Genomic DNA, 12,265 nt, shown 5'->3' with positions numbered 1-12,265 from the left:
GGGCTGTGAAATTGGTGTGAAGAAAACGACATAAATCGGGAGACAGATCTTAATCCAGCCAGAATGATATGAATTTGGTATGAATTTTTATGGAATATGGCCGAATTCCCGGTTTCCGCTTTATTTTGGACTAGGATTGACAACGATTGTGTGTATATGATGAAAGAAACGATCCGCATGATCTCCAAGGGGGTATTTCTATGGCGTACGAGGAATACGAGGATAAGATCCGCCTGACTGGCAGAACCGGCGAGAAGGAGCCGCAAACTTCGCCATATTGCGATTTTGTGTACTACGAATCGACACGGACGCCCGGCGTTACGCTGGCCGCGCGCATCATCAAGCCGTCCAAACCGTCCTACATTGTGGCCGGAACGCATGGCTGGCATATGAGCATTCCGAAGTTCGAGCAGATGAACGAGCCGCGGGAAGGCAACGATTATTTGAAGGTCGAGGTCGATATGCGCGGCCGCGCCCATTCCGAGGGGGCGCCGGACTGCAACGGCTGGGAGCTGTACGACGTCATCGATGCGGTGGAGTACGCCCGCGCACACTACGCCGAATATATCCTGGATCCGGAGGTCGTCTACTTCGAGGCGGGAAGCGGCGGAGGCGGCAACGCGATGGCTATCGTGGGCAAGTTTCCCGACTATTTCGCGGCTTGTACCGCCTTGTGCGGCATGTCCGACTATGCTTTGTGGTATAAGGATGATGCCGTCGGCGAGTTCCGCGACGAGTTGGACGTCTGGATCGGTCGCAGCCCCGAGGATGATCCGATGGCTTACCGTTCGCGCAGCGGGCTCGCTTTGGCCGGCAACCTGCATACTCCGATTTATTTGGCTCACGGGGAAACCGACGAGCGCGTGCCGGCCGAGCATTCGCGCCTGTTCGCGGCCAAAGCGGCGGAGCTGGGCAAGCAGTCGCTCGTCCGCTATTACGAGCTGCCTGGAGTCGGAACGAAGGATCATTGGGGCCGCGCTACCGCAGAGATGATGGAACGAGTAAGGCGGGAAAGCGAGGACAACCGCCAGGCTCACCGGACGCCCGTCCGTCTGCCGGCGCAGGGACGGTTGACCGTGGGCGGGTACGTGTTCACGAAACCGTTCAGCATCGTGCTCGATTCCCCGGATAAGGTCGCCGTGGTCGATTACGATCTGGATGCCGGCAAGTTCGACGTAACGTGCGCAACGGAATGCGGCTATACGCTGGACACCGGAATCGGGCCGGTGCAGGGCCGGGCGACTGTTCGCTGAGCGGCAATAAAGGAGAAGAGGGGAAAGCAGCTTTGTTCTGTCGCTCGCGACCGGACTAAGCTGTTTTTTTTGCGCCGCGCCGCTCATTTTGCCAAAAATGGTATTGACATTGACAGTGATAACCATTATCATTTGTTATGATAAAAAGAATGAGAATCGTTATCACGATTTTGTGCGATTTCGGAAGGCTTCGATTCGAAGCTTTTCTTATAATGGCTGGAACGGCCTGTAGCATACATGTAAAAGGAGTGGGGCAGGATGGCTCGTTTATTCGCTGAAAAGCTTCATATCGCATATGGTGAAAAAGTAATCGTCAATCAATTGGATCTGTCCATCCCGGCCGGAAAGGTGACGGCGCTCGTAGGGGCCAACGGCTCGGGGAAATCGACGATTCTGAAGACGATGGCCCGGATCATGAAGCCGCAGAAGGGCGGCGTTTTCCTGGACGGCAAGTCCATTCACCAGATGCAGACGAAGGAAGTGGCGAAGCAGCTGGCCATTCTGCCGCAAAACCCGGTGGCGCCGGAAGGCTTGACCGTCAGCGAGCTTGTCTCGTTCGGACGGTTTCCGCATCAGAAGGGCTTCGGTTCCCTCAGCAAAGAAGATAAGGAAATGGTCGGCTGGTCGCTTCAAGTGACGGGCATGACCGAATTCTCCGAGCGGCCGATCGAACAAATGTCCGGCGGTCAACGCCAGCGGGCTTGGATTGCCATGGCGCTTGCGCAAGGAACAGACATCTTGTTCCTCGACGAGCCGACGACGTTCCTCGACATGGCCCATCAATTGGAAGTGTTGAAGCTGCTCGAACGGCTTAACCGCGAGGAAGGCCGGACGATCGTCATGGTCGTCCACGACCTGAATCATGCTACGCAGTACGCCCATCATATCGTGGCGATCAAGAACGGCGACGTCATATACGAGGGCAGCCCGTCCGAGGTCGTGCATCCGGCCATGCTGCGCGAAGTATTCGGCATCCGCGCCGACGTCATCCCGGATCCGCGCTCCGGCGCCCCGCTCTGCCTGCCTTACGGCTTGGCCGGCGAGGCGGAGGAAAGCCCGGACAACGTCGTACGGTATACGCATACGCCGGTCGCGCATCAGACGGCAAAGCCGGAAGCCGAGCCGGTCAAGGAAAAGGTCGGAGCGCGCTAGCATTCAGCGATACGATTTGCAGCAAGAAGGGAGCGATCCCTTCTTTTTTTGTGCCGCGAAATAGCTGTGTACGCCGATGGTAGAGCGTGATATCATACGATTGAATGCAAAAAGCGAAGAAAAAGGGCGGGGCGTATGGCGGAAACAATATGGATCAATGCGAAGCTTTATACAGGGCAGCGTGTCATTGCCGGAGGACGCATGATCGTTACCGAGGAAGGAACGATTCGGGCCGTCGGGGACGAGCTGCTGCCGGTCCCGGCCCATGCGCGAGTGCGCGACTGCGAAGGAACGACGATGCTCCCCGGCTTTATCGATGTCCATGTGCACGGCGGCAATGGCTTCAGCATGATGGACGGCACGTTCGAGTCGCTGGACGGCATGAGCCGGTATCATGCCGGTCACGGCACGACTGCGTTTTTGGCGACGACGACGACGGCTTCGGAAGAACGGATCGTGCAGGCGCTGCGCAACGCCGCCGCGCATATCGGCAAGACGTCGGGAGCCGAGCTGGCCGGCATTCATCTGGAGGGCCCTTACCTGGACGAGAAGCGGCGGGGAGCGCAGGACAGGGAGCATCTGAAGCTGCCTACGGCTGCGGAAATCGAGGAATGGTGCGCAGCGGCCGACGGGCATATCCGGCTCGTTACGATCGCCCCGGAAATCGAAGGCGGCATGGCGGCGGTAAGCCAGCTCGCGGGCAAGCGCATTACCGTCTCCGCCGGCCATTCGAACGCCACTTACGAGCAGATCGAGGCGGCGATGCGAGCGGGCGTGAGCCATACGACGCACCATTTCAACGGGATGAGTCCGCTGCATCACCGGGAGCCCGGACTGGCCGGAGCGGGGCTGCTGCTCGGCGGTCTGACGACGGAACTGATCTGCGACGGCATTCATGTGCATCCGGCCGCCGTCAAGCTGATGTTCGAAATGAAAAATCCGGAGAAAATATGCTTGATCACCGATGCGGTCGGTCCAGCGGGCTTGCCGGATGGGGAATACGGGGAGGTCGTCGTTGCGTCAGGCCAAATTACGCTGAAGCACGGATCTTCGTTGGCCGGCAGCTCGCTGACGATGCTGCAGGCGCTGAAAAACGCACTGCGCTTCACCGGTTACCCGCTCGAGAAGCTGCTTCCCTCATTGACGTCCGTACCCGCCCGCCAAGCTCGGCTGGATCGGCAGAGAGGCACGCTGGCGCCGGGCAAGCAAGCCGATTTCCTGCTGCTGACGCCGGGTTTGGAGCTGCTGTCGACGTATGTGAAAGGAAAAGAGGTTTACCGTGCAGGATCGTCCGCCTAAGGCGAACGATCCTTTTGCCGTTTGCGTGGCCATGCGCGCTGACGTTACGACGTCATCCGCTCCATTTGCCCGAGCAGGTCCTCGAATACGCTCATCGCCTGCCGGATCGGCTCGGGAGACGACATGTCGACGCCGGCCCGCTTCAATATCTCGATCGAATAGTCGCTGCCGCCGCTCTGCAGGAAGCCGAGATACCGTTCGACGGCAGGAGCGCCTTCATCCAAAATTTGCTTCGCGAAGCTGGTGGCTGCGGAAAAACCGGTCGCGTATTTGAACACGTAGAAGCTGCGGTAAAAATGCGGGATGCGCGCCCACTCCATCTCGATATCGCGGTCGACGGTCATCGCCGGCCCGTGGTATTGCACGTTCAAATCGTAGTAAATCCGGCATAAATCCTCGTGCGTCAGCGATTCGCCCTGCTCCGCCTTGCTGTAGATCAGCCGCTCGAACTCCGCGAACATCGTCTGACGGAAGACGGTCGTGCGGAATTTGTCGGCGTAGTAGCAGAGCAGGTACATTTTCTGCTGCGGGTCGGTTGCGCGGCGGAGCAAATCGTCCATCAGCAGCGCTTCGTTCAGCGTCGAGGCGACCTCGGCGAGGAAAATCGTATACTGGGCGTTGCGGTAATCTTGGACGGCATCGGACAAGTACGAATGCAGCGCGTGGCCCATTTCGTGGGACAGGGTGAACATGCTGCTCAGATTGTCCTTATGATTCAACAGTACGAACGGATGGGTGCCGTAAGCCCCCGAACAATAGGCGCCGTTGCGCTTGCCCTCGTTCTCGTACACATCGATCCAGCCGCCATCCAGCCCTTGGGCGAAAATAGCGCCGTACTCGTCTCCGAGCGGCCTAATGCTGGCGAGTACGGTCTGCTTCGCCTCCTCGTAAGCGATGTCCATCTTGTATTCGTCCACGAGTGGGGCGAACAGGTCGTACATATGCAGCTCGTCGACGTTCAGCAGCTTCTTGCGCAGGTTCATGTACCGGTGCAGCAACGGCAAGCTTTCGTGGATCGTGGAGATCAAGCTGTCGTAGACGCTTACCGGAATTTTGTCGTCGTACAGCGACGCTTCGAGGGCGGAGCCGTATTTGCGCGCTTTCGCATAAAACTGGTTTTTCGTCACATTGGCGCCGAGCGTGGCGGCCAGCGTATTGCGCAGCTTGCCGTACGTGGCGTACATCGCTTCGAAAGCGCCTTTGCGCACGTCGCGGTCGCGGCTTTCGAGAAATTGGATGTAGCGGCCGTGCGTCAGCTCGACCTTGGCGCCGTCCTCGTTTTGGACCAAAGGGAACTTCATATCCGCATTGTTCAGCATGCCGAATATGGTACCGGGCGCCTGGGAGACGTTGCCGACCCGCGCAAGCAGCGCTTCCTCCGGCTTGGACAAAATATGCGGCTTCTGCCGGAGCATGTCGGTCAGCGTCTTCCGGTAGCGGATCAGACTCGGCTCGTTCAACAGCGCCTCCAGCTGCTCTTCGGGCAGCTCCAGAATATCCGGGGTAATGAACGACATCGCGCCGTTCGCTTCGACAGCCAGCTTCTTCGCTTTGTCGAGCAGCGCTTGGAACACCGGATCGGCCGTGTTTTCGTTATGGCGGTTGCTGGCGTACACATACAACTGCTCTGTCCGCAGCGACAGCTCATCCTCCAGCTCGAAGCATTGCCGGATCGCTTCGGCGTCCTTCAGCTTGCCCTCTAGTCGGCCGATATCGCCGAGAAGCCGCTTCACCTCGTCGTACTGTCTGTCCCACGCCGCCTGATCGGCGAACAAATCCTCTAGCCGCCAGCGGTAGCCGGCAGGCACCTCGGAACGTTTCCATACTGCTTCCATCGTATAGGCCTCCTTGAAAGACGGGATTTTATAGAAAAAGCGGAAAAGAAAAGCCCCGGCCATTCGCAGCCGGGGACTTTGCATGCAGCGGCTCACGGTCATCCCTGTGGTGCCGGGACCCGTATGCCGGTCCGGGCGGGCGTCCATGTCGGCCAGCCGTTCGGTTGAAGCGGAGGCGATCGCCCTCCGCCGATTACTTCGTCAGTTCTTCCATTTGCTCGATCAGGCTCTCGAACACGCTCATGGCTTCACGAACGGGCTGAGGCGTGGACATATCGACGCCGGCCCGTTTCAAAATCTCGATCGAATAGTCGCTGCCGCCGCTTTGCAGGAAGCCGAGGTAGCGGTCGACGGCCGGCTCGCCATTGTCGAGAATCTGCTTGGCGAAGCTGGTAGCCGCCGAGAAGCCGGTCGCATATTTGAACACATAGAAGCTATTGTAGAAATGAGGAATGCGCGCCCATTCCATCTCGATATCTTTGTCCACGGTCATGGAGGAGCCGTGATATTGCAAGTTCAGGTCGTAATAAATGCTGCACAGATCCTGGTGCGTCAGCGACTCGCCCTTCTCCGCCTTGTCGTAAATGATTTTCTCGAATTCCGCGAACATCGTCTGCCGGAAGACGGTGGTCCGGAACTGGTCGGCGTAGTAAGTGAGCAAGAACATTTTTTGCTTCGGATCGGTCGACTTCTCCAGCAGGTAGTTCATCAGCAGCGCCTCGTTGAGCGTAGAGGCAACCTCGGCCAAGAATATCGTATATTGGGCGTCGCGGTACTCCTGGTGCGAGTCGGACAAATAAGAGTGCAAGGCGTGACCCATTTCGTGCGTGAGCGTAAACATGCTGTTCAGGTTATCCTTATGATTGAGCAGCACGAAAGGATGAGTGCCGAATGCTCCCCATTGGTACGCCCCGCTCCGCTTGCCTTCGTTCTCGTAGACGTCGATCCAGCCTCCGTCGAAACCTTCCTTGAGAATATTGCCGTACGGCTCGCCGAGCGGCTTCAGGCTCTCCAAAACCGTTTTCTTCGCTTCTTCGTATGTAATGTCCATCTTGTATTCGTCGACCAGAGGGGCGAACAGGTCGTACATATGCAGCTCGTCGACGTTCAGCAGCTTTTTGCGCAAGTCCATATACCGGTGGAGCAGCGGCAAGCTTTCATGAATGGTCGAGATCAGGCTGTTGTAAACGTCAACCGGAATTTTGTCGCCATAGAGCGACGATTCTAGAGTCGAAGGATATTTTCTCGCTTTGGAGTAAAAGATATTTTTCGTCAAGTTGGCGCCGAGCGTCGCAGCCAGCGTGTTGCGCAGCTTGCCGTACGTGCCGTACATCGCTTCGAAGGCGTTTTTGCGCACCTCGCGATTTTCGCTTTCCAAAAATTGGATATAACGGCCGTGGGTCAGCTCGATTTCCTTGCCGTTTTCGTCTTTTACCTTCGGAAATTTCATGTCGGCGTTGTTGAGCATGCCGAAAATCGTTTCCGGAGCCTGTGACAGGTTGCCGACCTGGGCGAGCAGCGCCTCCTCGGCTTTGGACAGCGTATGAGGTTTTTGGCGGAGCATATCCTCCAGCGTTTTTTTATACTTGACGAGCAGCGGATCGGCCACCAGCTCTTGCAATTTCTTATCCGGAAGGCTCAATATTTCCGGGGTAATATAGGACAGCGCTTCGCTGACCTCGACATTCAGCTTTTTCGCTTTTTCGGATAACGCCTGGTAGGCGGGATCGGCCATATCTTCGTGATGGCGCATATTCGCATACACGTACAGCCGTTCGATATGCAGGGAAATGTCGTCCTCCAGGGTGAAGCAGTCCAGGATCGGCTTTGCCGCGTTCAGCTTACCTTCGAATGCGGCGATGTCCTTGAGCTGCTTTTTCAACTCGGCGTATTCGTTATCCCAAGCTTGCTGATCGGCGAACATATGTTCCAGCTTCCAGCGGTTTTCGGCCGGAACTTCGGTACGTTTCAACAATTGACTCATAGGTACCCTCCTATCGGTTTTTGACGGTTTGGCGTCGTCATTGGCGTACGCGGGCGCTGCCGCCATAGCGGCCAGGCATACGGAAGCAAGCAGCGGAATCAGCTTCATGGTGGGGGAAAAACCTCCTCAGAACTTTGCAAAGCAAAGTTCGCTTCGAAAGCATGGACCGAGCTTTGCGGAGCAAAGTCGACTCTCCCTATTATGGCCGTTCCGGCGGGCTGTTATGAAAAGTTTGGCAGCACCCCGCGATTCCTTCCTCGCTAACTGCCGGCGCGCAAAAAGCTGAATACGATCATAAAGAAGGAGCAGCCCACCAGGACGATCGTCACCAGAGCGAGCATCCGTCTCATTTGCGGCTGGATCGTATCTTTCGTCATGATCAGAATGACGGCCAGCGAGAAAGCGAGAATCGTAAACAAGACGATCGAGCCGGTGTCGTTCAACGCAGTTCACCTCATAGCTTGTGCTGTTCTCTTGTATTCTCCAGACAGCCGCGAATTCCCTGCTTGCCGCGAAATTTGCTCTGGGGGCCTTATGGCGGAAACCGCTCGCCGAACCGGCTGATGAAGCCCCGGCAAGGCCCTTGGAGAAGTCCGTTCGAAGTCTGCAGAAAACAACTCGCGCATAGCCAAGCCGACAAAGGCGATAGGCAAGTATACGGAGCGGAGGAGCGCGACAGAACCGGCAAGCGGGGGGCGGACGGTTAGCGGAACACCGGCAAGCCTTCCGTGATCGGGAAAAGCGAGTCCAGGCATAACGGCATCGTCGGCGAATAAAGTAAGAATAGAGGCGAGGAGTGTAAGAGAAGCCCAAACGGCCGTCAAGGAGGTGTACCTGTCCGCCTCAAGCAGGCGACAGGAGCAGGAGTGGAAGGTGACCCGATACCGATAGGGTGGAGCGCGGCGCTGATCGTAGCGCTTGTGCTTGCCAACGGATTTTTCGTGGCGGCCGAATTCGCGATCGTCAAAATCCGCGCCAGCCGGATCGACAGCCTGGCGCAGGGGGGCAATCGGCAAGCCGCCCGCGCCCGCGTTATCCTGGCCGATCTAAACGCTTATTTGTCGGCTTGCCAGCTCGGCATTACGCTTACGTCGCTTGGTCTCGGCTGGGTCGGCGAGCCGGCGATCGTCCGTCTGCTGGAGCCTGTGATGACCCTCATGGGATTGCCGGCCCCGGTCATGCATGCCGTCGCATTCGTCATCGCATTCACCCTCATAACGGCTCTGCACATTACGATTGGCGAGCAGTTCCCGAAGACGTACGCCATCCGCAAGCCGGAGCGGATCGCGCTCGGAACGGCCGCGCCGTTGATGCTGTTCTATAGGGTGATGCAGCCATTTATCCGGCTGCTGAGCGGAGTATCCGACTGGATGCTGCGGAAGTCGGGGATGGAGCCGGAGGAAGCTCCGGAATCGGTCCATACCGGAGAGGAAATACGCCATTTGGTGAAGGAAAGCCATCGAAACGGGCTGATCGGCCATACCGAACTGAGCCTGGTTGAACATATATTCCAATTCCGCGAAAAAAACGCCAGAGATATCATGATCCCCCGCACCGAGATGGCTTGCTTGTACGCCCAATTGTCATACGAGGAAAACAGACGGATCGCCGTCGACGAACGGCGGACCCGGTATCCGGTGTGCGATCCGGACAAAGACAACGTCATCGGCTTCGTTCATATTAAAGAAATGCTCAAGCATCGCGAAGGAGCCGGTCAAATCGCGGCGATTACGCGGCCCTTGATGACAGTGCCGGATTCGATGCCGGTCAGCGTTCTGCTCGGTCGCATGCAGAACGAGCGGACGGAGATGGCGCTGCTGATCGACGAATATGGCGGCACATCCGGCCTGGTTACCATCGAAGACATTATGGAGGAGATCGTCGGCGAAATTCTCGACGAGTTCGACGAGGATCGCCCCCGCATCGAGGAAAAATGTCCGTCCGTTTACTCCGTGGACGGGTTGCTCCTGATAGAGGAAGTAAACCGGTATTTCGGCACCGCCATCGAAACGGACGATTACGACACGATCGGAGGCTGGTTCTGCTCCCAGGTGGAGATGCCGCCCCGCCCGGAACAGCGGTTCCGTCACGGCGGCTTCGAGTACACGATCGAAGAGGTCGACCGGATGCGGATCGCCCGCCTGCTCGTGCAAGTGCCGGAGCGGTATACGCTTCCTGACAGGCAGGAGGTTTCCTGAACGGCTCGGCTCCGGACGGTCCGAGACGCGGCAGGCAGGCTGATTGCATGGATTGCCCGGAAACTCGGTCGGTGGGACCCGGAGGCTGCCAAGGCTAACCCGGCTTTTGAACGCTTACGCCAACTAAGGCCAGCCCCTCTTCCGACGCAAACCGATAGAGCGTAAAAACGCCCCGTTGCGCCAAAAGCGCGCCGGGGCGTTCGTGTCATGCCGTGCCGGACAAGCAGGGGAAAGCTAGACTTCCTTGAAGGCGGCGAGGATTTGCTGCCGTTCTTCCTCGGTTCCGTCGAACCGATCCTGCGTAAACGTGCCTTCCGCCCAATGCATCAAAGCCGGACGGCTCAGAAATTCGAAGTTGTCTTCGCCCCATTGATCGGAAATGACACGGACGACGATGCGCGCACCGTGCACCTCGGCGTTGATCATGTTCCATTTGTCTCTTTTAAAAATTTGCAGTTTTTTGATCATAGCTATGTTCTCCAATCCAGTCGTTGTCGCCAATGGTTGCATCATAGCGCATCGGGGCGCCGAAAGCAATACCGGGAACCCCGTGTGCACCTTGCGAGCAGCGGGATGACGCGGAGGAGGTTTACGAATCTGAGCTTTGTCTGGACTTGCGGGCGATTTCGCCGCGGTCGTACTTGCGCAGCAAGTCGTCCAGCGCTTCGCGCAGCAAGGCGGATTCTTTCTTGTTCAGCTGCTCGGCGAGCGATTTCAGGCGGCGTACGTTCGTCGACGGATAGTAGCACGATTTCATGACCATCTCTTCGTTGGGAGGCAGCGCAACCTGGTTGCGTCCGGTTTCCTTGGCCGAGACGAGGGCGGCGCTGGCCGCACGTCTCAGCGCGCCTTCGGTCTTGCCGTCGCGAGGGTACTGGGCGACGCCGATCGTTAGCGTGAGCGTCTGTCCGTCCGGCAAAGCGAAGCTTCCCTGATCGGTTTCCACCCTTAGACGCAGCTTCTCCATACCGAGAAAGGCCTGTTCCAGCGACACGCCGTCGAGCGCAATCGCGAACTCGTCTCCCGACACCCGGAACGCAGAAGCCCCGCCCTCTTCGGACAGCATTTCGGCGATCCGCTTCAGCACCTCATCCCCCGCTTCGCTGCCCAGCAGGTGGTTCACCTCGTGAAAATGATCGACGTCGATCAGTGCGAGCGCTACCGGCTCATCGCGTTCAATCCGCTCCTGCAAAGCTTTTTCCAGCGCTTTGTGATTAGGCAGGCCGGTTAACGCATCCGTATGTTTGCTCATTTCGTATCGCTCCAATGCATTATAATTTATAAATATATAATTGTAATACATATTATTATATATGTTAAAGAAATGCGCAAATGCAAAGTTGGAGAAATCCGGAAAAATAAGTGTTGCTTTCCGCACTTCCCGATACTATAATCTTGACCATACCCGGCGAGGTCGGGTTGAGCGGCGGCCGCAGCAACGGCTGGCGAGCAGAGTGCAGACGAGTGGAGAATAGCCGAGGAGAGTGGAGAAGAATGGGAGAACAGCAGCATTATGAACAAATCGGGGTAGCCATGACTTGCAGGGGCTATGCCGAATATGAGCGGATGTTCGGTTTGGACGCCGGGACGTTGGAACGGGGAGCCATTCTGGACGTCGCCGCAGGAGCATCGTCTTTCGCTGCGGAGGCTAAAGCTAAAGGCGCAGACGTAAGGTGTGCCGATCCGAGATACGCCATGACCGCTTTACAGATCGGCGAGGAAGGCTACGCCGAGATCGAAACATCCACTAACAAATTGGAGCGGCTCGCCGAACGCTTCGATTGGAGCTATTACGGCGACAGCGCCCGGCACAAAGCCGGAAGGCTGCGCTCGCTCGATTTATTTATACAGGACTTCAACCGGCCGGAGGCGCGGGAAAGCTACGTGCCCGACGCATTGCCGAATTTATCGTTTGCCGACGACCGCTTCTCGCTCGTCTTGTGCAGCCACTTCTTATTTCTGTACGGGGATCAATTCGACGAGGCTTTTCACCGGGACGCCGTAACCGAGCTGCTCCGGGTATGCCGGCCGGGCGGGGAAGTCCGGATTTACCCGCTATTGTCGCTGCGCTGGGAGCCGTATCCGGGACTGGAGCGTTTGATGCGACATCTCGAAACGCTCGGCGCATCATGCGAGCTGCGCAAATCCGCGCTGCCTTTCATTCCAGGCTCGACCGACATGCTGGTCATTGACAAAAAATGAATGCGGACGTGCCGAATAAATGTGCGCCTGTTTGCGTATACTAGCCGTGGAGCCGTGCAAACGGCCGTTAAACGTTAACAGTATAATGGAGGTTGTTGCATTGAAAGGTACAGTCAAATGGTTCAACGCGGAAAAAGGCTACGGATTTATTCGCTCGGATGATGGAGAAGACTTGTTCGTTCACTTCTCGGCCATTCAGGGAGACGGCTTCAAGTCGCTGGACGAGGGCCAGGAAGTGGAATTCGATAAAGTAGACGGGGAGCGCGGTCCGCAAGCCGCCAACGTATACAAGCTGTAAATCGCCAGCCGGCCGCTACACGGTACGGTCATCAAGAATCGGGG

At 57.2% G+C, this 12,265-nt stretch carries 11 protein-coding genes; 6 read left to right on the top strand and 5 right to left on the bottom strand.

Annotated elements, in window-relative coordinates:
- Positions 1 to 200: 200 nt before the first annotated feature.
- From ABD796_RS03715 to nagA, 3 genes are all read left to right on the top strand, one after another.
- Positions 201 to 1,253 (top strand): alpha/beta hydrolase family protein, encoded by a 1,053-nt coding sequence (locus ABD796_RS03715; protein ID WP_344903020.1) that lies wholly within the window; start codon positions 201 to 203, stop codon positions 1,251 to 1,253.
- 258 nt (positions 1,254 to 1,511) lie between these two features.
- On the top strand, positions 1,512 to 2,405 hold the full coding sequence (locus ABD796_RS03710) for an ABC transporter ATP-binding protein (RefSeq protein WP_344903017.1): 894 nt from the start codon (positions 1,512 to 1,514) through the stop codon (positions 2,403 to 2,405).
- Positions 2,406 to 2,540: 135 nt separating this feature from the next.
- Complete coding sequence (nagA, locus tag ABD796_RS03705; protein WP_344903013.1) at positions 2,541 to 3,704, top strand: N-acetylglucosamine-6-phosphate deacetylase; 1,164 nt, start codon at positions 2,541 to 2,543, stop codon at positions 3,702 to 3,704.
- A 44-nt stretch (positions 3,705 to 3,748) separates the two neighbouring features.
- Here nagA and pepF (ABD796_RS03700) read toward each other — a convergent pair whose 3' ends face one another.
- The 3 genes from pepF (ABD796_RS03700) to ABD796_RS03690 all read right to left on the bottom strand — a co-directional run bounded on the left by pepF (ABD796_RS03700) (position 3,749) and on the right by ABD796_RS03690 (position 7,966).
- Complete coding sequence (gene pepF / locus ABD796_RS03700) at positions 3,749 to 5,539, bottom strand: oligoendopeptidase F (protein WP_344903009.1); 1,791 nt, start codon at positions 5,537 to 5,539, stop codon at positions 3,749 to 3,751.
- Between the two features lie 193 nt (positions 5,540 to 5,732).
- The gene (gene pepF, locus ABD796_RS03695) at positions 5,733 to 7,523 is read right to left on the bottom strand and encodes an oligoendopeptidase F (protein ID WP_344903004.1); all 1,791 of its coding nucleotides are present in this window, start codon (positions 7,521 to 7,523) and stop codon (positions 5,733 to 5,735) included.
- A 260-nt stretch (positions 7,524 to 7,783) separates the two neighbouring features.
- On the bottom strand, positions 7,784 to 7,966 hold the full coding sequence (locus ABD796_RS03690) for a hypothetical protein (protein ID WP_344903001.1): 183 nt from the start codon (positions 7,964 to 7,966) through the stop codon (positions 7,784 to 7,786).
- Positions 7,967 to 8,389: 423 nt separating this feature from the next.
- Between ABD796_RS03690 and ABD796_RS03685 the strand changes: the two genes are divergently transcribed.
- Complete coding sequence (locus tag ABD796_RS03685) at positions 8,390 to 9,721, top strand: hemolysin family protein (protein ID WP_344902998.1); 1,332 nt, start codon at positions 8,390 to 8,392, stop codon at positions 9,719 to 9,721.
- A gap of 234 nt (positions 9,722 to 9,955) precedes the next feature.
- Here ABD796_RS03685 and ABD796_RS03680 read toward each other — a convergent pair whose 3' ends face one another.
- Positions 9,956 to 10,189, bottom strand: a complete 234-nt coding sequence (locus tag ABD796_RS03680) for a hypothetical protein (RefSeq protein ID WP_344902994.1) — start codon at positions 10,187 to 10,189, stop codon at positions 9,956 to 9,958.
- A gap of 121 nt (positions 10,190 to 10,310) precedes the next feature.
- Complete coding sequence (locus tag ABD796_RS03675) at positions 10,311 to 10,973, bottom strand: diguanylate cyclase domain-containing protein (protein ID WP_344902989.1); 663 nt, start codon at positions 10,971 to 10,973, stop codon at positions 10,311 to 10,313.
- A 242-nt stretch (positions 10,974 to 11,215) separates the two neighbouring features.
- On the opposite strand from ABD796_RS03675, the gene ABD796_RS03670 reads away from it, so the two are divergent.
- Positions 11,216 to 11,923, top strand: a complete 708-nt coding sequence (locus tag ABD796_RS03670; protein ID WP_344902986.1) for a class I SAM-dependent methyltransferase — start codon at positions 11,216 to 11,218, stop codon at positions 11,921 to 11,923.
- A 100-nt stretch (positions 11,924 to 12,023) separates the two neighbouring features.
- A complete protein-coding gene (locus ABD796_RS03665; RefSeq protein ID WP_344902983.1) occupies positions 12,024 to 12,221 on the top strand; it encodes a cold shock domain-containing protein in 198 nt (65 codons plus the stop codon).
- Positions 12,222 to 12,265 lie beyond the last annotated feature (44 nt).

Origin of the sequence: Paenibacillus hodogayensis (assembly GCF_039536325.1) — a bacterium.
Classification (GTDB): domain Bacteria; phylum Bacillota; class Bacilli; order Paenibacillales; family NBRC-103111; genus Paenibacillus_AB; species Paenibacillus_AB hodogayensis.
The sequence above is the reverse complement of the archived record's forward strand: the minus strand, read 5'-3'. Positions and strand labels throughout refer to the sequence as shown.